At 30.1% G+C, this 23799-nt stretch carries 25 protein-coding genes; 24 read left to right on the top strand and 1 reads right to left on the bottom strand.

What is annotated here, in order from left to right; all coding sequences use genetic code 11:
• Positions 1–627 precede the first annotated feature (627 nt).
• The 7 genes from fabF to BQ5344_RS05650 all read left to right on the top strand — a co-directional run bounded on the left by fabF (position 628) and on the right by BQ5344_RS05650 (position 7627).
• A complete protein-coding gene (fabF, locus tag BQ5344_RS05615; protein ID WP_071124506.1) occupies positions 628–1860 on the top strand; it encodes a beta-ketoacyl-ACP synthase II in 1233 nt (410 codons plus the stop codon).
• Positions 1861–1957: 97 nt separating this feature from the next.
• Positions 1958–2671: a ribonuclease III gene (gene rnc / locus BQ5344_RS05620; RefSeq protein ID WP_071124507.1), complete on the top strand. Its 714-nt coding sequence runs from the start codon at positions 1958–1960 to the stop codon at positions 2669–2671.
• Between the two features lie 15 nt (positions 2672–2686).
• Positions 2687–3190: a pantetheine-phosphate adenylyltransferase gene (gene coaD / locus BQ5344_RS05625; RefSeq protein ID WP_071124508.1), complete on the top strand. Its 504-nt coding sequence runs from the start codon at positions 2687–2689 to the stop codon at positions 3188–3190.
• 118 nt (positions 3191–3308) lie between these two features.
• The gene (gene radA, locus BQ5344_RS05630; RefSeq protein ID WP_071124509.1) at positions 3309–4673 is read left to right on the top strand and encodes a DNA repair protein RadA; all 1365 of its coding nucleotides are present in this window, start codon (positions 3309–3311) and stop codon (positions 4671–4673) included.
• A 34-nt stretch (positions 4674–4707) separates the two neighbouring features.
• Complete coding sequence (gene disA, locus BQ5344_RS05635; RefSeq protein ID WP_021768293.1) at positions 4708–5781, top strand: DNA integrity scanning diadenylate cyclase DisA; 1074 nt, start codon at positions 4708–4710, stop codon at positions 5779–5781.
• 60 nt (positions 5782–5841) lie between these two features.
• A complete protein-coding gene (locus BQ5344_RS05640; RefSeq protein WP_021768294.1) occupies positions 5842–6750 on the top strand; it encodes a DUF1385 domain-containing protein in 909 nt (302 codons plus the stop codon).
• Between the two features lie 367 nt (positions 6751–7117).
• A complete protein-coding gene (locus BQ5344_RS05650; protein WP_071124511.1) occupies positions 7118–7627 on the top strand; it encodes a PD-(D/E)XK nuclease domain-containing protein in 510 nt (169 codons plus the stop codon).
• Between the two features lie 126 nt (positions 7628–7753).
• On the opposite strand, the gene BQ5344_RS05655 is transcribed toward BQ5344_RS05650, so the two are convergent.
• Positions 7754–8176: a pyridoxamine 5'-phosphate oxidase family protein gene (locus tag BQ5344_RS05655; RefSeq protein WP_021743981.1), complete on the bottom strand. Its 423-nt coding sequence runs from the start codon at positions 8174–8176 to the stop codon at positions 7754–7756.
• 86 nt (positions 8177–8262) lie between these two features.
• Between BQ5344_RS05655 and BQ5344_RS05660 the strand changes: the two genes are divergently transcribed.
• From BQ5344_RS05660 to BQ5344_RS05740, 17 genes are all read left to right on the top strand, one after another.
• A complete protein-coding gene (locus BQ5344_RS05660; RefSeq protein WP_071124512.1) occupies positions 8263–8982 on the top strand; it encodes a helix-turn-helix transcriptional regulator in 720 nt (239 codons plus the stop codon).
• A 256-nt stretch (positions 8983–9238) separates the two neighbouring features.
• A complete protein-coding gene (xseA, locus tag BQ5344_RS05665; RefSeq protein ID WP_071124513.1) occupies positions 9239–10579 on the top strand; it encodes an exodeoxyribonuclease VII large subunit in 1341 nt (446 codons plus the stop codon).
• A 95-nt stretch (positions 10580–10674) separates the two neighbouring features.
• Positions 10675–11979 (top strand): ATP-binding protein, encoded by a 1305-nt coding sequence (locus BQ5344_RS05670; RefSeq protein ID WP_071124514.1) that lies wholly within the window; start codon positions 10675–10677, stop codon positions 11977–11979.
• Between the two features lie 9 nt (positions 11980–11988).
• Positions 11989–12501, top strand: coding sequence for a hypothetical protein (locus BQ5344_RS05675; protein ID WP_071124515.1), 513 nt, complete (start codon positions 11989–11991; stop codon positions 12499–12501).
• A 3-nt stretch (positions 12502–12504) separates the two neighbouring features.
• Entirely contained in the window at positions 12505–12990 is a 486-nt protein-coding gene (locus tag BQ5344_RS05680; RefSeq protein WP_071124516.1) for a deoxycytidylate deaminase, read from the top strand.
• A 110-nt stretch (positions 12991–13100) separates the two neighbouring features.
• The gene (locus BQ5344_RS05685) at positions 13101–13643 is read left to right on the top strand and encodes an ECF-type riboflavin transporter substrate-binding protein (protein WP_071124517.1); all 543 of its coding nucleotides are present in this window, start codon (positions 13101–13103) and stop codon (positions 13641–13643) included.
• 153 nt (positions 13644–13796) lie between these two features.
• The gene (locus tag BQ5344_RS05690) at positions 13797–15509 is read left to right on the top strand and encodes an ABC transporter ATP-binding protein (protein WP_071124518.1); all 1713 of its coding nucleotides are present in this window, start codon (positions 13797–13799) and stop codon (positions 15507–15509) included.
• Positions 15510–16346 (top strand): energy-coupling factor transporter transmembrane component T family protein, encoded by an 837-nt coding sequence (locus BQ5344_RS05695; RefSeq protein ID WP_071124519.1) that lies wholly within the window; start codon positions 15510–15512, stop codon positions 16344–16346.
• Positions 16347–16401: 55 nt separating this feature from the next.
• Entirely contained in the window at positions 16402–17073 is a 672-nt protein-coding gene (locus BQ5344_RS05700) for a uracil-DNA glycosylase (RefSeq protein WP_071124520.1), read from the top strand.
• Positions 17074–17215: 142 nt separating this feature from the next.
• Complete coding sequence (locus BQ5344_RS05705; protein ID WP_071124521.1) at positions 17216–17785, top strand: GNAT family N-acetyltransferase; 570 nt, start codon at positions 17216–17218, stop codon at positions 17783–17785.
• 287 nt (positions 17786–18072) lie between these two features.
• Positions 18073–19224 carry a trans-sulfuration enzyme family protein gene (locus tag BQ5344_RS05710; protein WP_235846119.1) on the top strand — a complete coding sequence of 384 codons (1152 nt, stop codon included), beginning with the start codon at positions 18073–18075 and terminating at the stop codon, positions 19222–19224.
• 19 nt (positions 19225–19243) lie between these two features.
• Positions 19244–19930 carry a thermonuclease family protein gene (locus BQ5344_RS05715; RefSeq protein WP_071124522.1) on the top strand — a complete coding sequence of 229 codons (687 nt, stop codon included), beginning with the start codon at positions 19244–19246 and terminating at the stop codon, positions 19928–19930.
• Between the two features lie 61 nt (positions 19931–19991).
• Positions 19992–21275 carry a GTPase ObgE gene (gene obgE / locus BQ5344_RS05720; protein WP_071124523.1) on the top strand — a complete coding sequence of 428 codons (1284 nt, stop codon included), beginning with the start codon at positions 19992–19994 and terminating at the stop codon, positions 21273–21275.
• Between the two features lie 79 nt (positions 21276–21354).
• Complete coding sequence (gene miaA / locus BQ5344_RS05725) at positions 21355–22272, top strand: tRNA (adenosine(37)-N6)-dimethylallyltransferase MiaA (RefSeq protein ID WP_071124524.1); 918 nt, start codon at positions 21355–21357, stop codon at positions 22270–22272.
• Between the two features lie 34 nt (positions 22273–22306).
• Positions 22307–22762, top strand: coding sequence for a PTS sugar transporter subunit IIA (locus BQ5344_RS05730; RefSeq protein ID WP_071125490.1), 456 nt, complete (start codon positions 22307–22309; stop codon positions 22760–22762).
• 209 nt (positions 22763–22971) lie between these two features.
• Complete coding sequence (locus BQ5344_RS05735) at positions 22972–23358, top strand: adhesion protein FadA (RefSeq protein WP_021768159.1); 387 nt, start codon at positions 22972–22974, stop codon at positions 23356–23358.
• 23 nt (positions 23359–23381) lie between these two features.
• Positions 23382–23768, top strand: coding sequence for a hypothetical protein (locus BQ5344_RS05740; protein ID WP_021768158.1), 387 nt, complete (start codon positions 23382–23384; stop codon positions 23766–23768).
• Positions 23769–23799 lie beyond the last annotated feature (31 nt).

Raw genomic sequence — 23799 nt, forward strand, 5'->3', positions numbered from 1 at the left:
AAACTTTTGGGGGTTTTTACCCCCTTTTTTATTGAAAAAAAAATGAAAAAATGTTAAAATAATCTTATTGTAAAAAAGTTATTATTTAAAATAATAAAATAAATAAGTAGTTGTTTGTAATTTTTATAAAAATAAGATTACTATTAATAAATACTTTTTTTATAATATTTATGTTTTTTCTTTTTTTAAGCAAAGGGGAACAGTCGCTATCCCCTTTGCAAACCCAGCTCGTCTAAGCATTTTTTGAAAACAAAATCGAAACTCGCTACGTAAAACTACGCTCAAACAGTCGATTTTATTTCCAAAAAATCACGACATTTTTAGTTTAATTAAAACAGTTAATTTAACTAAAACAAATAATAAGCAAAATTTTGTTAGAAGAAAAATAGCTGTTTGAGCTTTTGTAGTAAATTTTAAATTGGATAAAGTTATTTAAATTAAAAATAATCTATGTTCAAAAGCGAGTTCTATTTTTCTTTTATAAGAAAGTTTGCGTAAAGCGGGAGTGCAGAGGTATGGCGTTTGATACCTCTGCTTAAAATAAATAATATAAGGGAAAAATTAAAATATTATCTCAATAAATTAAATATATTTAAAATAAAAAAATAAAAGATGAGAGGTGTATTAATGAGAAGAGTAGTTATTACAGGAATAGGACTGGTAACACCATTAGGAACTGGAAAAGATAAGGCTTGGAAAAATTTGTTGGCTGGAGAATGTGGAATTGACAAGATTACGCAGTTTGACACTTCGGAGCATTCAGTGCATATTGCGGCAGAAGTGAAGGATTTTGTGCCTGAAAATTACATTGAAAAAAAAGAATTGAAAAAAATAGCCAGATTTTCACAATTTGCGATTGCGGCTTCTAAAGAAGCATTGGAAGATGCAAAATTGGAAATTACTGAAGAAAATGCGGATAGAATAGGAGTAATTATTGGTTCAGGAATAGGTGGGCTGGATGTAATTGAGCAGGAAGTGGAAAAACTTGTTACAAGAGGGCCTAAGAGGGTATCTCCATTTTATATTCCAGCGGCAATTTTGAATATGGCTTCTGGAAATACTTCAATTTATATAGGCGCAAAAGGACCTAATAAGACTGTTGTTACAGCTTGTGCTTCAGGAACAAATTCAATTGGAGATGCTTTTCAGGCAATCTTGTTAGGAAAGGCTGATGCAATGGTAGCTGGAGGAACAGAAGCAACAGTAACTCCATCGGGAATAGCAGGATTTGCAAACTTGAAAGCATTGTCAACTAATCCAGATCCAAAAACTGCATCACGTCCATTTACAGCTGATAGAGATGGATTTGTACTTGGGGAAGGTGCTGGAGTGCTAGTGCTGGAAGAGTTGGAACACGCTAAAAAACGTGGGGCAAAAATTTATGCAGAAGTTGTTGGATATGGGGAAACAGGAGATGCTTTTCACATGACAGCACCATCTGACGGTGGAGAAGGTGCCGCAAGAGCTTTTAAAATGGCTTTAGAGCAAGGAAATATCAAACCTGAAGAAGTTGGATATATTAATGCGCACGGAACATCTACACCTGCTAATGATAAAAATGAAACTCAGGCAATAAAAACAGCATTTGGAGAACATGCATATAAACTTTCTGTAAGTTCTACAAAAGGTGCGACTGGACATTTATTAGGTGGAGCAGGAGGAATTGAAGCGGCGTTCTTGGCACTCGCAATTTCAGAAGGAATTATGCCTCCAACTATAAATTATGAGAATCCAGATCCATTATGTGATTTGGATTATGTACCGAATAAGCCTGTGGAAAGAGATATTGAAGTAGGAATGTCAAGCTCGCTAGGATTTGGTGGACATAATGCGGTTCTAGCATTTAGAAAATATAAATAATAAAAATATTTTGAAATAACTAAGGGGAGAATAAACATTGATTTTCCCCTTAATTAAAGCGTAAAAAATAAATAATAAAAATGAAGGAGGTGAAAACATGGAAACGGGTGCAAATAGGGATGCTAAGGAATTGATGCAGAAAATAGGATATGAATTTAAAAATGAGGAATATTTAGAAGAGGCGTTGACACATAGATCGTATTCTAATGAAACGGAAAAAGATAGAAGATTTAACAATGAAAAACTGGAATTTCTAGGAGATGCAGTTGTAAATCTTATAACAACAGAATATATTTATGAACTTTATGAAAAAAAGACGGAAGGTGAACTTGCAAAATTAAAAAGCCAAATTATAAGTGAACCTGTATTTTCTACTATTGCAAGCGATATTGAACTAGGAGAATATTTGTATTTGAGTAATGGCGAAATTATGTCTGGCGGTAGAAATAGAAGGTCTATTTTAGGAGATGCCTTTGAGGCTTTGATTGGTGCGATTTTTAAAGATTCAGATTATTATACTGCGAAAAATGTGGCATTGAAATTGCTGCTTGGAAAAATAAATAAACTTGAAGAAATAGAAGGAACTGGTGATTATAAGACGGTTTTACAGGAATTTGTTCAAGGAAAATATAGAAAAATGCCAGAATATAAGCTGCTTAATACAAAAGGCCCTGACCACGATAAAGTTTTTGAAATTTCTGTAAGCTGGAATGATAAAATTTACGGAGTAGGAACTGGGAAAAGTAAAAAGGAAGCTGAAAAACATGCGGCAAAAGAGGCATTAAGAAAATTAAAAAAACAAAAGCAGTAAAAATAGGAGAACAATATGAAAAAAGTGGCGTTATATCCAGGGAGTTTTGATCCAATAACGAAGGGACATATTGATATTATAAAACGTTCTTCGCATTTATTTGATAAGTTAATAATAGGAATTTTTAAAAATTCTACAAAATCAAAAGCCTGGTTTTCAGATGAAGAAAAAGTTGAGATGATAGAAGAAATCTTGAAAAAAGAAGACATTAATGCTGAAATAAAAATTTTTAACGGATTGTTAGTTGATTTTATGTACGAAGAAAACGTAAATATTTTAATAAGAGGGCTTCGTGCTTTATCAGATTATGAATACGAGTTACAGTTTACGCTTACAAATAAAACACTTTCAAAAAGTGAATTTGAAACAGTGTTTTTAACAGCTTCAAGGGAATATCTGTACTTGAGTTCAAGTCTTGTGAAGGAAGTCGCATTAAATAAAGGTGATTTGAGTTTTTTTGTTACAGAAAATGTTAAAAAGTGTTTAATTAAAAAAGTTGAAGAATTACAAAAAGACTAAATAATTTTAAATGTATTGCTAAATTACTAAAATTCACAGTTAATAAAAAGGGAAAAAACATAATTTTGTTAAAAAAATTTGGTAATATGAATAAGAAATGATAAAAGAGGGACTTAAAATGGCTGTAAAAAAAACGAAGGCAAAATATATATGCTCAGAATGTGGTTATAGTTCATTAAAATGGCTTGGAAAATGTCCTAACTGCGATTCATGGGGAACTTTTGAAGAAGAGATTGATATAAAGAGTACTTTTAGAAATGTAGAATCGGGGGATGTTTCAATTAGTAAGATAACGGATATTGAAATTGAAAAGGAATTTCGGATGGTAACACCATTTGAAGAATTTGATAGGGTTTTAGGAGGCGGACTTATAAAAGGAGAAGTTGTGCTTATTACAGGAAGCCCTGGAATCGGGAAATCAACTTTCTTGCTTCAGTTGTCACAGGAGTATGCAAAAATTGGGAATGTATTTTATGTTTCTGGAGAGGAATCGCCTCGACAGATAAAACAGCGTGCAGAACGTGTTAATGTACAAAGTGAAAATTTGTATATTTTGAATGATACAAATATAGAAAAAATTGAAAGTGTAATTTTAAAAGATAAGCCTAAAGTCGTAGTAATTGACTCAATTCAGACACTTTATTCAGAAAATGTAAATTCTATCCCTGGAAGTGTAACACAAATTCGTGAAACAACTTTAAAAATCATTGAAATTGCTAAAAAGAATGAAATTGCGTTTTATATTGTAGGACACGTTACAAAAGATGGAAAACTAGCAGGACCAAAGTTATTAGAGCATATGGTTGATGCTGTACTGCAGATTGAAGGAGAAGAAAATAACTATTACAGAATTATCCGTTCAATAAAAAACCGTTACGGTTCTACAAATGAAATTTCGATTTTTGATATGAAGGAAAACGGAATTAGTGAAGTGAAAAATCCATCTGAATTTTTTATAAGCGATAGAGACGAGAAAAATGTTGGGAGCATTATTGTACCAATTTTTGAAGGAAGCCGTGTATTTTTATTTGAAGTACAATCGTTACTGGGAACACCAAATTTTGGGATGCCTAGGAGAACAGTTGAGGGGTATGATAAAAATCGTGTGGAAATATTGAGTGCGGTTTTATCTCGGTCATTAAAGGTGGATGTGAACTCTAAAGATATTTATATTAACATTCCAGGTGGAATTGACTTGAACGACAGGAGTTCTGATTTAGCTGTAGTTTTTTCGCTTTTATCTTCAATAAAAGGCATACCCGTAAGTCAAAAAATAGCTGCTATTGGAGAGCTTGGATTACGGGGCGAAGTGAGAAAAGTTTCATTTATCAAAAATAGGATAAATGAACTGGAAAAACTGGGATTTGTGGGAGTGTACTTACCAAAGAGCCATCAGGCTGATTTTGAAAAAGAAAAAATAAAAACAAAAATAAAGCTTAACTATATAAGCAATATAAGTGAACTTGTCGAGAGGATAAGATAAGCCAACAGAGAAAAATAGGCGAAAGGATAAGAAAATGTTAAAAAAGGTAGTGAACAAGAAGAAAATATTGGAGCACATATTTGAGAGGATAGCACCAGGAACAGCTTTGAGAGAAGCGGTAGATAAAATTCAGGAAGCAAAGCTAGGTGCATTAATTGTATTGGGAAATCCTAATGATTTGAAAGATGTAATGGGTGGTGGATTTGAGCTAAATACAGTATACTCACCACAAAAAGTTTATGAATTGTCTAAAATGGATGGTGGAATTATATTGTCAGAGGATATAAAAACAATTTATGGAGCAAATATCCAGTTACAGCCAAATTATTCTATAGAAACAGATGAAAGCGGAACAAGACATCAGGCGGCACACAGAATTGCTCAGCAAAAAGGAAATTTAGTTGTTGCAGTTTCTGAAAGAAGAAATAAAATAACAGTATATTATGGCAAGTTTAGATATTTATTAAATGAAATTGGAGATTTGTTGACAAAATCTTCACAGGCAATAACGGCTCTTGAGAAATATTCCCTTGCGATTGAGAAAAATCATGTTAATTTGTCTATCTTGGAATTTGACAATATGGTAACGCTTTATGATATTGTAGAGTGTGTAAGAATGTATGGATTGCTTTTTAGAATGTCGGAAGAATTAATTGAATACATGGCGGAGCTAGGAAGTGAAGGACGGCTTATAAAGATTCAGTATGAAGAAATAATGTTAAATAAAAACGAAAGTTTTGACGCTCTTATAAAGGATTATAAAATAAGTGAGGAAACAGCAGAAAAAATTGGTTTAAGAGTAAAATCCTTAACAAAAGAGGAATTACTGGATGATGAAAAAATCGTGTGCCTTCTTGGATTTGACACAAATATCATAAATCTTGATGAGAAGATAGAGCCACGTGGTTATGGACTTTTGAGCAATATAACCAAAATAAGCAAAAAGGACAGAGAGATTCTTGTAAAGGAATTTTCAAATGTTCAGTCAATTTTGATGTCAACAGCCTCAGATATTGCTAAAATAAAAGGAGTAAGTAAATATAAGGCTGAGCATATTAATAAATCATTAAAACGTATAAAAAATAGAGCAGTAATTGACAGGGAATAAAATATTAATTAAAATGAGAAAAATTTATAAAAATAGAAGATATTAAGAAAGTAGGTAAAAATGGAAGATAAAAGAGTGACTGTTGGAGGTCAGGCTGTTGTAGAAGGGGTTATGATGAGAGGACCTAAAGCTATTGCAACAGCTGTTCGTAAGCAGGATGGAAGTATCGTTTATAAAAAAATAACGCTTACCGAGAAAAATAATAAATGGTTAAAAGTACCTTTTGTGCGAGGAGTTATAGCACTTTATGATGCAATGGTCGTTGGGACTAAGGAGCTTATTTTTGCGTCAAATCAGGCTGGACTGGAAGAGGAGAAATTGACAGATAAACAGGTTGGGTTTACTGTTATGACATCGGTTTTATTGGGAATAGCGGTGTTTATGTGGCTACCATCTGCTGTTGGAGGCTTTTTCTTTAAAGACAATGTTTTAAAAGCCAATATTGTTGAGGCTGTTATAAAATTGATACTTTTCTTGGGATATATTTACGGAATTTCGTTTTTGAAGGATATACAGCGAGTTTTTGAATATCATGGAGCAGAACATAAAAGTATTATGAATTACGAAATGGAAAAGGAATTAACACCAAAAAATGCAAAAGAATGTACAAGATTTCATCCAAGATGCGGTACAAGCTTTCTTTTACTTGTAATGTTTATTAGTATTTTAGTATTTTCAACAGTTGACTTGTTTTTTAAAGTTCCAACTGGACATTTTACGATGCTTCTTTATAAGTTAGTGACAAGAATATTGTTTGTACCATTTGTTGCTGGACTTTCTTACGAAATACAGCGTTGGACAAGCTACCATCTGGATAATGTTTTTGCCAAAATGATTGCAATTCCTGGAATGTGGCTACAAAAAATAACTACAAGCGAGCCTGATGAAAGCCAATTGGAAGTGGCAATTGTAGCTTTGAATGTGGCGTTAGGGAATGAAGTTACGAATGCGACGGAAGTTTTTGAATAAAAAATAAAAATATATTGCACTCTTATAAGGGGGTGCTTTTTTTGTGTTTTAACTTTTTAAGATTTAACTTGATTTATTATCATTAAAAAAGAAAGTTTTATATTTTATATCATAAATTTTACATAATCTATTTATATCTTCCATTAGTAAATACCAGTATTCTTTTTTATTCTTTGTATAGATATCCTGATATAGCTGATTATACTCGGGAAAATTTTTTGAAATAAAATTTAAAATAATTTTTTTGTATCTTCCTCTTAGATTTAAATTTTCAAAATAAATAAAATCGACTGTATCTTTACAGGTAGCAATAATTTCTTCCAATTGTGTAAGCATCGAAAAGAAGCTTGAAAGAAACGTTTACGACTTGAAAATTCCAAATGAGGAACTGTTTGATTTTTTCAGAATCAGATTTTTGTATAGGACTTATCGGGGACATTACAGATTTTATGGACTTGGAGAGCATTTGATTAATGGAAATTATGAAAAATTCATATTGGAAATAAGGGAACTTTTAAAAAATGCGATAAGTTTTAAAGACTTGAAGGAAGAAAATTCTTATCATCTGTTTGTAATTGGGCTAGTCTCAATAATGTCAGAAAATTATTTTGTAAAATCAAATGTAGAAAGTGGAGATGGAATTCCTGATTTGGTATTGAAGCCAAAAAATAAAACTAAAAAAGCATTTATATTTGAATTTAAGTATTCAAGAGCAAAAGATAGCAAAAATTTGAAAAGAACTGCAAAAAGCGCTTTGAAGCAAATAAATGACAGGAATTATTCTGAAGGGTTAAAATATGAAGGTTATAAAGAAATTGTGAAAATTGGGATGGGATTTAGGAAAAAGGATGTGGAGGTTGTAGTAGAGGAAGAATAATTTATTATTAAAAAAGGGTATGCTGAGTGATACCCTTTTAACTTATATTCAAATCGGTTTTTAGAAAACTAAATAAAATAGAAATTTGAAAAATAATCATAGATTTTAAGTTTATTTTATGATTGATTATAAAATCTCAAATTCCTTAGTATTTTTAACATCAAGAGTAACAGTTGCTTTTGTAAAAGATACTTCATATAATTCCATAAAGTTTTCTCCTTCATCAATATTCTTTTTTACTTCTGGTATTTTTTCTATAAATTTGTTTTTTAAATCTTGAACAGATTTTTGGCTTTTTCTTATAATTCCTTTAGCTTTAATGTGTTTTAGACCATCTATAGGGATTGTTGTAAAAGCTACTTTGTTATTTTGTTCAAATTCTACTGTTTTTTGACTATTCTTTAGTGTTAAAAAATATAAAATTTTCTCATCTGAATTATAATAAAATCTTACAATTCTTACATTAGGCTGATTACTTGAGTCTGAAGAAGCTATTGCCATATCAGTAGTTTTTTCCATAATTTCTAAAAAGTTATTTGTTATATCCATAATTTCCTCCTTAAATTTATATTTTAAATTATACTTCAAAATGGTATCAAAATATGGTACTATTAAAATAAAAAATTAGGAGAAAAATGAAAAAATCAGAACGGATTAATGATATGATGATGTATCTTAACAATAAAGAGACTTTTAATTTAAAAGATATTATGAAAAAATACAGTATTTCCAAAAATACGGCTTTAAGAGACATAAAATCTCTTGAGGAAATTGGGATGCCAATTTATTCTTTTAGCGGGAGAAATGGAAGGTATAAAATTTTAAAAAATAAACTGCTCTCTCCTGTCTTGTTCAATGTAAATGAAATATATGCGTTATACTTCACTATGCTTACGTTAAAAGGATACAAAACAACACCTTTTCATTTAGATATTGAAAAATTGAAAGAAAAATTTAAAAACTGTCTTCCGCAGAGACAAGTGGAGGAAATTAACAAAATGGAGACAATATTAAATTTTGAAGTTTCAAAGCATCAAAAGGAAAGTCCTTTTTTAAAGAAAATTCTTGAAAATTCAATAGAAGAAAAAGTTTGTAAAATTTTGTATAAAGAAGAAAAGAAAGAGAAATATTATTTTGTTCAATTTTTCAAAATATCATCTGCTTATGGGCAATGGCTTGTTTCAGGATATGATTTTGAGGATAGGGAAATTAAAAATTTTCAATGTGATAAAATTATTCATTTGGTGGAAGAAGATAAATTTGAATCAATTTCTTTTGAAAAGTTTGTTAATTTAAATTCAGATATGTATAAAATTCATGATTATAATATGATAAATTTTGAGCTTGAAATATAGTTTTAAGTGAAGTATCATAGTTTTGTAATTATATGTAGTAAAACAGCTTTAAAATTAAACTCAAAAGTTATAACTATTTTATTCAAATCTTAAATTTATATAACTTTAGTAGTTTAATTTAAAATAGATTTTAGGATATATTATAAAAATTTTAGAAATTATTTAAATTAATTGTGTAAAAAAATTTCATCAGTTGAGAAAAGAGATGAAATATGTTATTATTAAAGAACAAAAAATGTAAGAAATGGGTGAAATTATGGAACAGACAGTATTTTCCGTAAGTGATATAAATAGAGAAGTTAAAATGTTTTTGGAGGGGACAAATACTTTTAAGAACATTTTTATTGAAGGGGAGCTTTCTAATATTACGTATTATCGTTCGGGACATTTGTATTTTACATTAAAAGATGCAAGTGCAAGTGTGAAATGTGCTATTTTTCGTTATAAGTATAGAGGAGTGCCTGAAGACTTGAAGGAAGGGGATTTGGTAAAAATTCGGGGTAGTGTTACGCTTTATGAAGCAAATGGAAGTTATCAGATTGTAGCAGATTTTCTTGAAAAAAGTAATTCTCTTGGGCTGCTTTATGAAAAAATGGAAATGCTTAAAAAGTTGTACTTTGAAAAGGGATATTTTTCTGACAAAATAAAAAAACATTTACCCAAATTACCTATAAATATTGGTGTTGTAACAGCTGATACAGGAGCAGCAATTAGAGATATTATAAATACAACGCATAAAAGGTTTCCAAATGTGAATATTTACCTTTATCCTGCAAAAGTTCAAGGAGAAGGTGCAGCACGAGAAGTTTCGGCAGGAATTGAGTTTTTTAATAGAATGAACGAAGAAAAGTACCTTGAAATAGATACGCTTATTGTTGGACGTGGTGGAGGAAGCATTGAGGATTTGTGGGCATTTAATGAGGAAGCTGTGATAGAAGCCATTTATAAGTCTGAGATTCCTGTAATTTCAGCGGTAGGTCACGAAATTGACAACTTGCTTTCAGACTTGGTTGCAGATAGACGAGCGGCTACACCAACTCAGGCAGCAGAAATCTTGATTCCTGAAAAAGAAAAATTGACAGATGAACTGGAAAGTAAAAAGAATCTTTTGAGTAAATTACTTTTAAATAAAGTTACAATGATGAAAAAAGAGCTGGAATACAGAAAAAATAATTATTATATAAAGAATTTTGCAAATATTCTGGATAACAAGAAATTTGAATTAATGGAAAAAGAACAGAAATTATCAAGAGAACTTAGAAGAATTGTACAAAAATCACGAGAACAGCTGGATTACCGAAAACAGAGATTTGACAGAATTGATTTACAAAAAATAATTTTAAGTGAAAAAGAAAATTTAAAGAAAAAATCAGCCGAACTTAACCAAATAATACTGGAATTTTTTGAAAATCGAAAAAAGGAACTGAAATACAAAAAAGCACAGCTTTCGAAATATTCAGTAAGTGATATTTTGAAACAAGGTTATACAATAACTCGAAAAAATGGGAAGATTGTTAAGAGAGGGATTGAGCTTAGCAAGGAAGATAAGCTGGAGATAGAGTTTTTGGATGTTAAGAAGAAAGTGGTTGTTAAGTAACTGATTATTAAAAGTATCAGATAAAGGTATTGATTTTTCTACTTTTTTATACTAAAATATACAAAATGTATATTTTGCAAAAGGAGAGGTTTAAGATGGATTTTTATCTTTTAGAATTTAAATTAAATGGAATAAAAAATATTGAAAAAGAAATTGCAATTAGTTTTTATAAGCAGGATATTCGGAAGTTTAACAGGGAAAATTATAATGTTAAGGGAATTTTTGGAAGAAACGGAATTGGGAAAACTGCTGTTATAAAAGGAATTGAAATTTTAAGAAATATTGTATTAGATAGTGATTATTTAATTTTAAAAAGTAGTTTGCTAAATGAAATAATAAATAAAAAACTTAAAGAATGTTATTTATCTGCTGAGTTTTTAGTTGTTGATAAAAAAAATAAAAAACATATTTTTGAACATTCAATAAATTTGAAAATAGAAAATGGGAAAATTATTATTACAAAAGAAATAATAAATAAAAAAAAGCTAGATAGAAAAGAGATATTAAAAACATTAATTATAGAAAATGGAAAGATAAACAAAGAGAAGTCAAATTATTTTAAAAATTTAGATGAAATAGAAAAGTTATCAATGAATTTACTGGATAGAAAAAGTATAATAAAACTGGTTATTGATAATGTTGAAAAATATGAAACAAACGAATTAAAATCTGAAAAATTTGAATTTATATATTTATATATATTGTATTTAAAAATTAATATTTTCACTCACTTAGAAGATAATCATAATAAAAAACTTTTCGTTAATTTTGAAGATTTAAAATGGTTTGATAAAGTCTATTTTGACTATGTAAATAGAGAAGGGGAAAAAAGAAATATCTTATCTAAAACAAAAGAAGAAATTGAAAATTTGAATAAAAGTCTAGAAAGAAAAGAAAGATTTTTAAAATTATTTAATCCTGAACTAAATAAAATAGAGTTTGAAAAGAAAGATTTTGATGAAAATTATTATGAAATTGAATATGTTTTCAACTACAAGGATTATAAGATAAATTTTGAATATGAAAGTATGGGAATGAAATCACTGTTTAGATTATTTGATGTTTTGGATACGATTAATAATGGTGGAATTGTATTTGTTGATGAAATAGATATGAGTATTCATGATTTATATTTGAATAGGTTAATTGAGTTTTTTGCTGAAAATGGGAAAGGACAGTTTACGTTTACGGCTCATAATACAAGTATTTTAGATACTTTAAAAAAATATAAAAATTCGATAGATTTTATGACTGAATATCAGGAAATAAAGCCTTGGATAAAAAATGGAAATTATTCTCCAAGAAAGCAGTATTTGGAGGGAATGTTACCCAATATGCCATATAATATTGAATATTATGATTTTTTTGAGATATTTAATACGTTTGAAGAGGAGAATTAAGGGGGAATTATGAAACTGTGGCTGTTTTTGGTTGAGGGAAATTCAGATAAAATATATGTTGATAAAATTGTCAAGTATTATGTGGAATCTGAAAAATTGAAAAAAGAAATTAAATTAGAATGGATTATTCTTGATGGGAAATATAATTATAATAAAAAAGATAAACAAATTAATCAGAAAATAGATAAATTTAAAAATCAAAATAGAAATTCTGATTACGAGATTATCTATGTTATTGACTTAGATAAATGTAGAAATAACGATAAAGACAGAACATTTTTAGTTGATATAAAGAGATTTGTTCAAAAAAATAAATATAAATTAATAAAAAATAATGAAAATATTGAAATGATTTTAAAAATTGATAATAAGTCTAAAAATAAAAAGGAAAAAGTTAAAATTGCTGAAAAATTTATAATGAAAGAATCAATTGAAAAATATTTAAGGATTGAAGAACCTGAAAATGTAAGTATTGGAAGTAATATTTTTAAAATATTGGATATTTTAGAAAGTGGGGTATGAAGAATGCCTAAAAGAGATAATTATTTATCATGGGATGAATATTTTATGGGAATAGCGTTTTTGTCAGGAATGAGAAGTAAGGATCCGTCTACACAGGTTGGGGCTTGTATTATTGATGAAGATAAAAAAATAATAGGAATTGGATATAACGGGTTTCCTATGGGAAGTTCGGATGACAGTATGCCTTGGGATAAGGACGGGGAGTTTTTGGATACGAAATATCCTTATGTTGTGCATGCTGAACTGAACGCTATCCTTAACAGTATAAAATCATTGAAGAACTGTACTATTTATGTGACACATTTTCCGTGCAATGAGTGTGCAAAAGCAATCGTACAGTCAGGAATAAAAAAGGTAATATATTTTTCTGATAAGCACAAGTCGCTTGATTCTACAAAGGCTTCAAAAAGGATTTTTGAAAATGCACAGGTAGAAACCATACATCTTGGTATTGAGAAAGAAACCATAAATATCCAGTTTAAAGATTAAATATAATTTAATAAAATTTATTAAAAAGTATTGTTATTTTTAGTTGAGAAAAAAGTAATATTAGTATATAATGTATTTAAACTTTTGAAAATTTAAAAGAGGTGAGACTAATGGAAGCAACAACAATTAAAAAAGTGGTAGCAATGGGAATCGGTGCAGCGATTTATATTGTATTATCAAGATTTGTAGCAATTCCTACACCAATTCCTAATACGACATTACAAGTAACTTTTGCTTTTGTGGCGTTGATGGCATTTATATATGGTCCTGCAGTTGGTCTGGGAATTGGATTTATTGGGCATACGCTTAATGATATTTCGGGATATGGAAATGTATGGTTCAGCTGGGTTGCAGCAGCGGCATTTTTTGGACTGGCAACTGGATTTTTAGGAAAAATTGTTAAAATCGAGAATTTTAATGGAGCAAAAATTGTAAAATTTATAGTGGGAGAAGTAATTATAAGCTTGATAAGCTGGGTAGTTCTAGCTCCAATTATTGATATTGCAATATATAAGGAACCGCAGGCAAAAGCATTTGCACAAGGAGTTACAGCGGCACTTGGAAATATGATAGTTGTAGCAATTTTAGGTACAATTTTAATATTTGCATTTTCAAAAACAATAGTAAGCAAAGGAAGCTTAAAACAGGAATAATACAAATAACCCGCATTTTTCAAAATAGTTTTAGATGGCTATGAGAAGATTAGGCGGGTATTTTGTTTAATCTTTATAAAATAAAAAGTTTACAATTTAGATTACTGAATAGATTTAAATAAAAATATATTTTCAACTCGAAAGGAGGAGAGTTTGGACGAAAATAGAAAAATTGCTGTAAATTTTGAAAATTTTACATTTAAGTACGAAAGTCAGTCGGAACCTACATTACATAATATAAATTTGAAAATTTATGAAGGGGAGAAAGTCGTTATAATAGGGCCGTCAGGCTCTGGGAAAAGTACTTTGGGACATTGTATAAATGGACTTGTTCCTTATTTTTACAAGGGGGAAATAACAGGAAAGTTTGAGATTTATGGGAAAAAGTGCAAAGAAGTATTTGAACATTCTAAATACGTGGGAACTGTTCTTCAGGATTCGGATGCACAGTTTGTGGGGCTTACTGTTGCGGAAGATATAGCGTTTGCTCTGGAAAATGATGAAGTAAAGACACAGATTATGAAAGAGAAGGTAAAGGAAATAGCAAAATTTGTAAAAATTGAAACACTGCTTGACTTGAAGCCACATGATTTATCTGGGGGACAGAAGCAGAAAGTGTCACTTGCTGGAATAATGGTGGACGATACCAACATTGTTCTATATGATGAACCGCTTGCAAATCTTGATCCTTTGAGTGGAAAATACGCTATTGAACTGATAGACGAACTTCATAATAATAAAAAACTAACTACAATAATTATAGAGCATAGGCTTGAAGATGTGCTGCACAGGGGAATTGACAGGATTATTGTTGTGAATGAAGGCAGAATTATTGCTGACGATAGACCAGATAATATTTTAACTGGAAATTTGCTAAGCAGTATGAACATAAGAGAGCCTTTGTATATTTCCTTGCTAAAATACAGTAATGCCAATCTTGAGAAATATAGCAGTATTTCTAATATTGAAAAGATTGACTTTTCTGAACCAAAAGACGGCATTTTAAACTGGATAAAATATAATTCTCCGAAAGCAAGGGAAAAATCTGAAGAAACATTATTAAAACTTGAAAATATCTCATTTTCATACAATAAGAAAAGAAAAATATTAAAAAACATAGATATAGATGTAAAAAAAGGTGAAATGATAAGCATAGTTGGTTCAAATGGAGCTGGAAAATCTACGCTGTCAAAGGTTATTGCAGGATTTGAAAAGCAGGATGAAGGCAAGATTTATTATAAAAATTTGGATATAAGTGATGAAAATATAACAAAAAGAGCTGAAAAAATAGGTTTTGTGCTGCAAAATCCAAATACAATGATTTCAAAAGTTACAGTTTTTGATGAAGTTGCATTAGGACTGAAAACTAGAGGAGTTTCAGAAGATGAAATAGAAAAAAGAGTTATTGAAATTTTGGAAATATGTAAATTAAAGCCATTTAGGAAATGGCCTATAAAAGCACTTAGCTATGGACAGAAAAAAAGGGTTACAATAGCGTCTGTCCTTGTATTACAGCCTGAGATGATAATAGTGGACGAACCGACAGCAGGGCAGGATTTATTTCATTACAAGGAAATAATGGAATTTTTGAAACAGCTGAATGAATTTGGGATTACAATTTTATTTATAACGCATGATATGCATTTAATGTTAGAGTATACTGACAAGGCATACGTTTTTAATGAAGGTAAAATTATAAAATCAGGAAATCCAGCACAAATTTTGGTAGATAGGAATGTGTTGGAACAGGCAAATTTGAAGGAAACTTCACTTCATTATGTGGCAGAAAAGACAGGGATAAATTCCGAAGAGCTTATAAGAACATTTGTGCATTATGAAAAAGAGCAGAAAAAGGCAGGTGATTAGATGGCAGGTACATTTTTACTGGAATATATCGAAAAAGATTCTGTGATTCATAGACTAAATGGAGCGACAAAACTAATTTGTTTCATATTATGGACTGTTGCAATTATGTTTACTTACGATACGAGGCTTCTTTTAGCTTTGACATTTTTAGGATTTGTACTTTTTAGAATTTCCAAAATAAAGTTTAATGAAATAAAAATTGTATTTTATCTAATTACTATTTTTCTTGTATTAAATTTAATTATGATTTTTTTATTCTCTCCTCTTGAAGGAACAAAAATTTATGGAACAAGGCATGATATTTTAAAAATTTTTGGAAATTATGTGATAACGAAGGAACAGCTATTTTATGAGTTTAATATATTTATAAAGTATTTTTCGGTTATTCCTGTCGCTTTGCTGTTTATAATTACAACAAATCCAAGCGAGTTTGCGTCTTCATTAAACAGGATAGGTGTGCCGTACAAATTTTCTTATGCAGTTTCGATTGCACTAAGATATATTCCAACTGTGCAAGAGGACTTTGTTACAATTAGCAAGGCACAGCAGGCAAAAGGAATAGATATTTCCAAAAATGTAAAATTAATAACAAGAATAAAAAATATATCCTATACATTAATGCCGTTAATATTTTCAAGCATTGAAAAAATAGATATTATAAGCAATGCAATGATTTTAAGAGGATTTGGAAAAAGAAAAAAGCGAACGTGGTATCAGGCAAGAAAAATGAAAATGCCAGATGTTATAGCAATAGTTGTAACAGCAATATTCGTAATTATTTCAATTGTACTTATAAAAATAAATGGTGGAAGATTCTATAATCCTTTTGTGAATTAGAAAAATTTGACTGTGAAATAAGATTTGAATTTTTAATGAGAGGAATGATGGGAAAATGGTTAATATCGGAAATGACTGGGATGAAATTTTTAAAAAAGAAAAAGAATTTGAAAAAGATTACTATTTGGATTTGAGAAAATTTTTAGTGAAAGAATATAAGACAAAAACAATTTATCCTGATAAAAATGAGATTTTTTCTGCATTTAAGCTAACTAGTTATAAGGACTGCAAAGTTGTAATTCTAGGACAGGATCCGTATCATGGCGAAAATCAGGCACATGGACTGGCATTTTCTGTAAAGCAGGGAGTTGCCTTGCCACCTTCCCTAAAAAATATTTATAAAGAAATTGAAAATGAATTTGGCTACAAAATGAGTAAAAATGGATTTCTTGAAAAATGGGCAAAACAGGGAGTCCTGCTTTTAAATACAGCACTTACTGTAGTTGCTGGAAATGCCAACTCACATTCAAAAATCGGATGGGAAATTTTTACAGATAATGTGATAAAATATTTAGATAGACGTGAAGACCCAATAATTTTCATACTTTGGGGAAATAATGCCAAAAGCAAGAAAGCCTTTATTGATACAAATAAACATTATATTCTAGAAAGTGTTCATCCAAGCCCATTATCTGCAAGCCGTGGATTTTTTGGATGTGGACATTTTAAGAAAGCTAATGATATTTTGAAAGAACTAGGGAAAGAGGAAATTGACTGGCAAATGTAAAAATAAAAACTATAAAATTTGATTAACATTGCTATCTAGAGGTCAAGTTCTCTTGTCCAAAAATAGAAAGTTACTGTATTAACAAAATTCCAAAGAATTTTTTAAAATGATTATTTAAATTTTATGAAAGGGAGGAGTTTTTGTGAATTTTAGAAAATCAACTTTTGATGATGTGGAGAGAATTTTGGAAATCATCGAAAAAGCAAAAATTGAACTAAGGAAACTTGGTTTAGATCAATGGCAAAATGGATATCCAAATAGGGAAGTTATTGAAAATGATGTAAAGTTGGGAATTAGTTATGTTCTTGAAGATATTGAAAAAAATAGAAATGAATTAGAATCAGAAAATTTAAAAAAAATTTTAGGAACAATTGTTTTATCGCCTGAAAAGGAAGAACCGTATTCCAAGATTGAAGGGAAATGGATATCAGATGATGATTATATCGTAATCCACAGGCTGGCAGTTAATTCTGAAATAAAGAATAAAGGAATTGCAACAAAGATATTAGAATTTTCGGAAAAAGAGTGTATAAAAAATAAAATACTCAGTATAAAAGCAGATACACATGAAAATAATGAGCCTATGAAAAGGTTTCTTGAAAAAAACGGATTTAGTTATTGTGGTGTGATTTATTTGGATAGAGAGCCTGATGTTGGTGAAAAGAGAATTGCTTATGAGAAAATAATAAAAATACCACATAAGTTGTTGTAAAAATTTATTTTTAATAATTTTTAATCAAAATAACAGTTTGTAATTAAATTAAAATGTCGTGATTTTTTTGAAATAAAATTGACTGTTTGAGCGAAGTTGTACGTAGCGAGTTTCAATTTTGTTTCAAAAAAATGCTTAGACGAGCCAGGGATGCAAGGGAAATGGCGATTGATTTCCCTTGCGTTAAAAAAAGAGAAAATATAGAAATAAAGAAAAAATTATTAATTAAAATATAAAAACCTTAATCTAAGAAGATTATTAAACACATTTAATAAAAAGAGAAAGAAATGGAGTGTGATAGTGTTATGAGATTTGAAACAAAAACGATACATGGGATAAGAAAAGAAAAGAAGAAGGAATTATGGGGAACAAATGTTAATTTTGCTTCAACTTTTCCTGTTGCGGAATTTGGAGTAACGCAGGAATTTGAATATTCAAGAGTTTCGGCTCCTACGAGAAACGAACTGGAAGAAATACTTGCTGCATTGGAAAATGGGAAATATGGGTATGCATTTTCATCGGGAATGGCGACTACAACGTCTGTATTTACAATGTTTGAAGCGGGAGATCATATTATTTTAAGTCAGGATATTTATGGTGGGACTTATAGAATTGTTCATGATATTTATTCAAAATTTGGATTGGAATATACTTTTGTTGATACAACGGACTTGGATAATATTCGAAATGCAATTAAAGAAAACACAAAAGCTATTTTTATTGAAACACCGTCAAATCCATTGCTTGATGTTACAGATATAAAAGGAGTCGTAGAAATTGCGAAAAAGCATAACTTGATAACAATTGCAGATAATACTTTTATGACTCCATATTTACAAAAACCGCTTGATTTTGGGATTGATATTGTAATTCATAGTGCAACTAAATTTTTATCTGGACATCATGATTTGCTGGCTGGAGTTGCGATCACAAATGATGAGGGGCTTGCGGAAAAAATTAAATTTTCACAAGTTGCGGCTGGAGCTTTAATTTCTCCATTTGACAGCTGGCTTTTGATGAGAAGTCTTAAAACATTGAAACTTAGAGTGGAAGCGGCACAAACAAATACCGAAAAACTGATAGAATTTTTTCAAAGCCATAATGCAGTTGATAAAATTTACTATCCGACTTTGGATACGAATAAAGGCAAAAAAATTCATGAAAGTCAGGCAACAGGCGGAGGTTCAGTATTCTCATTTACTTTAAAGGACGATTCAAAAGTAAAAACGTTTTTTGAAAGTTTGAATGTGGCACTATTTGCAGCGAGTCTCGGTGGGGCAGAAACTTTGGTAACTCATCCAAGTACGATTACACATGCCGAAATGCCTGATGAAGAAAAAGAGGCTAGAGGATTTACGAACTCATTGATAAGAATTGCAGTTGGATTTGAGAATATTGATGATTTGATTGAAGATTTTAAACAGGCATTGGAAAAATAAAGAATAAAGGAAAAAATAGATGGCAACAAAAAGAAGAAGAAAAACTGGAAGAAGTTCAAAAGTTGGAAATGAAAAATTAATTGCTGCGATAATTACTGTATTATTAGCAATATTTGGATTAGCATACAATGGAGTTAATTCAAAATCGAGTAAAAAAAGAACAAAAACAACCAATTCCAAAAAAAGTACAGCTGCAAAAAGTACAAAAAATAATTCTTCAAATGCTAAAGTTGTGCAAAATCCAACTATTCTGAAAGGTTATCAGGCTGTAAAAGTCAGCGATGGAGATACTATGAATGTTCAGAAAGTGGAAAATGGGAAATTTACTGGAGAAGTTATAAAAATTAGGATGTTTGGAATTGATGCTCCTGAAAAGACGCAGGATTATGGTAATGAAAGCAAGCAGGCGCTGGAAAAGCTGGTAAGTGGAAAGACACTTGAAATTGAAGAGAAAAACAGGGATAGATACGGCAGAACAGTTGCTGTAGTCTATGCTGATGGAAAAAATGTAAATGAGGAAATGGTAAAGGCTGGGAATGCATGGTGGTATCAGGAATATGATAAAAATGATACTAGAATGCAGGCTTACCAGGAAAATGCCAAAAAGAATAAACTTGGACTGTTTGGGAAAAGAGGATATATAGAGCCGTGGAATTACAGAAGAGAGAAAAAGGCGGCAGCAACGGGCAGAACTAAAAATAAATAATGAGTTTAAGTAATTTTGTTAAATGAATAAAAAGAAGTGAAATAAAGAAAAGGATGATAAGATGTTTATAGATGAAAGTGTAATTACGGTAATTTCTGGAAATGGAGGAGATGGAGCGGCTACATTCAGACGTGAAAAATTTGTCCAGTTTGGAGGGCCTGATGGTGGAGATGGTGGAAAAGGCGGAGATATTGTCTTTATCGCTGATCCAAATATTAACACTCTTGTGGATTTTAAGAGCAGTAAAAAATTTAAGGCACAAGACGGGACAAAAGGGTCTGCTGCACGTTCTACTGGAAAATCAGGGGAAGACTTGATTATAAAAGTTCCAATTGGAACAATGATTAGGGATTTTGAAACTAATAAACTGCTGCTTGATTTAGATAATCCAAATGAAAAAGTAATATTTTTAAAAGGTGGAGATGGTGGACGTGGAAATATTCATTTCAAATCATCAGTGAAAAAAGCTCCAAGAATAGCGGAAAGTGGGCGTGAAGGTGTAGAGTTAAAAATAAAGCTGGAATTAAAACTGCTTGCTGATGTGGCTCTTGTGGGCTATCCGAGCGTAGGAAAATCAAGTTTTATTAATAAAGTGTCAGCTGCCAAATCAAAAGTTGCAAGTTACCATTTTACAACATTAAAGCCTAAATTGGGAGTTGTCAGAATGGGAGATGAGGAAAGTTTTGTGGTGGCGGATGTCCCAGGACTTATTGAAGGAGCTCACGAAGGAGTGGGACTTGGAGATAGATTTTTAAAGCATATTGAAAGATGTAAGCTGATTATTCATATTGTGGATATTTCAGGACTTGATGGACGTGACCCTAAAGAAGATTTTGTAAAAATAAATCACGAATTAAAAAATTACAGCGAAAAGTTATCTCAAAAGAGGCAGATTGTAGTAGCAAATAAAATTGATATGCTCTATGAAGATAAAAAATACGATGAATTTGAAAAATTTGTGAAGGAAAATGGAGCAGAATACGTGTATCCAGTTTCTGTAATTGCAAATGATGGATTAAAGCCAGTTTTATCAAAGGCGTGGGAATTAATTCAAGAAATACCTAGAGAAGAGTTAGAAGAAGTTTATTCGGTTGAGGAACTAATTCAGGAAAATAACAAGAAAGAAGACTGGATTATTAAGAAAACAGCAGATAATGTATTTGAAATTGATGGGCGTATTGTGGATGATGTGCTGAGAAAATATGTATTTATAGGAGAAGAGGGGATAATAAATTTCCTTCAGAAAATGAGAAGTCTTGGAATGGAGACAGAGCTTGAAAAGGCTGGGGTTGAAGAAGGAGATATTATAATTATTGCTGGATATGAATTTGAATATGTGATTTAGTAATAAATTTTTATAAAAATATTTACAAAGAAAGAAAAATGTGGTTTACTTATAATGAGGGAGGATAAAAAATTAGAAAATGCAAAAAAAATTAAAAGGGATTGTTATTGCAGGTGCGACGGGAGTGGGGAAAACAGATTTGTCAATAAAACTTGCAAAACAATTAAATGCAGTGATTATATCGGCAGATGCATCTCAAGTTTATAAGGAACTGAATATTGGAACAGCAAAGATAGCTCATGAAGAAATGCAGAGAATACCGCATTATATGATTGACATTGTAAATCCTGATGAAGATTATTCTGTGGGAGATTTTGAAAGAGCTGTAAATGTTATTTTGAATGAAAATTGTCAAAATACTGAAAAAAATGTTATTATTGCAGGTGGAACAGGACTTTATATAAAATCAATTACAGATGGATTTGCACAGTTGCCGTCAAAAGATGAAAAAATTAGAGCTGATTTAGAAAACAAGAATATAGAAGAATTACATGAGATTTTAAAAAGGCTCGATAAAAAGTCTTATGATGAGATTGACTTATCCAACAAATTACGATTAGTCAGGGCTATTGAAGTTTGTCTTTTGACTGGTGGAAAATTTAGCGAATTGCGTGTTCAAAATGTCAAGAATAATAACTACGAATTTCTTAAAATCTTTCTTACACGGGATAGAAAAGAACTTTATGAGCGTATTAATAAGCGAGTGGACATTATGATTTCAAAGGGGCTTGTTGAAGAAGCACACAAAATATATACGAAATATAACAAAAGTTGTTTCAAAATATCGTCAATAGGCTACAAGGAATTATTTTGCTATTTTGATGTGAAAATAACGTTAGAGGAAGCCATTGAAGAAATAAAAAAGGAAAGTCGAAGATATGCAAAAAGACAAATGACATGGTTCAAAAAAGAAAAAAACTATATTACTTATAATTTGTCAGAATTAACTGAAGATAAAGTAATAAAAGACATTTTTGAAAAATGGAAAAAATTTTAGAAAGGAGATTACAGGCTGTGTCCTGTATAAAATCATGAAGATATTAGAATATTTGACACCGGAAAGAGTAAAATTACATTTGACAGGAGAAACTAAAAAGGAAATTATTAAGGAAATGGCACAATTATTTGTGGAAAGCGGAGTGCTTGATTCAGAAGATCTGGAAGAATTTGTAAAAGAAATAAATGAAAGAGAAAAATTGACACCTACAGGAATGCAGGATGGAATAGCAATTCCGCATGCAAGAACACCGTTTGTAAAAAAACTTTCCCTTGCCTTAGGAATCTCTAATAAAGGTGTGGATTTTGAAAGTATGGATGGAGAACCTTCAAAATTAATTTTTATGATTGCAGCTCCAGAAGAAACAAAAAAAGAACATTTAGATTTGTTAGCTGAAATTTCAAAACTAACATATGAAGAAGAATTAATTGAGCAAATGGAAAATGTAGATACAATAGAAGAAATTTTTGAAAAATTAAAAAATATTTAAAAATAATATTAATAAAGTATGTATATTTACTGATTTTATTTGATATTTTAAAATTAAAAAAAAATATTTTTGTATTTTATTTGAAAAATTAATTGTATTTTTTTATATAATTTGGTATAATATTAAATAAGTGATGATAGGTAAGTGATTTAACAGTGATTTCATATTCATTTATTGTTATGAAATTAAATAATTAGGAGGAAAATCGAATGAAAAAGACAATATTCTTTTTAGTTGGAATAATGATGGTTTCGTCAATAGGTTTCTCTGCTGAAAAAAAGACATTAGAAAGCAGCTTAAATTCAATTGAAAGTCAATTCAATGAATTAATGAAAAAAGAAGAAGCACAAAAAGAAAGCTATAGACAACAAAAAGCACAATTAGAAGCTGAAGTTGAAGATTTAAAATCTAAACAAGCTAATAGAGAAAAATTATTAGAAAAATTAAGAGTGGATTCAGAAGTTAGATGGCACAGAGACAAATATAAAAAAATACTGAATAATTCCGAAACTCTTTATAAAAATATAAACAAATCAATTGCAGCAAAAGAACAAAAAATTGCAGAATTGGATACATTATTATCAGTAATGAATTAATTGAAAGGAATGGTAATTAAAAGATGAAAGCAAAAAAATTATTATTGTGTGGAATAGTAGCAGTATTATCTGTGCCTATGATGGCAGCTTCTCCACAAGAAATATTAAAGCAAGCTAGAGATGATTACTACAAAAGTATAAAAGCACCTAAAGAACCAAAAATGACAACTGAAAAATTAGTTACAATTGATGAAGATGGTGTTGTAGAAGAAAAAGAAGTAGTTAAAAGAAAATCTCCAATTGAAAAATTAGAATACAACGCAGCTAAAGCAGCAGATAGAGTAGACTTTTATGAAAGAGTAGTAAGAAGTGTACAAAGAGAAGAAAAAGAATTAGGAGAATTTGATAGCGTTCTTGGAAGAGATGGCGTAAAAAATGCTCCAAAAAAATCTAGAAGAACAACTAAATAAGAATTAAAAAATCAAAAATTTAGTTATTTTG

It is taken from the genome of Leptotrichia massiliensis (assembly GCF_900104625.1).
GTDB lineage: Bacteria > Fusobacteriota > Fusobacteriia > Fusobacteriales > Leptotrichiaceae > Leptotrichia > Leptotrichia massiliensis.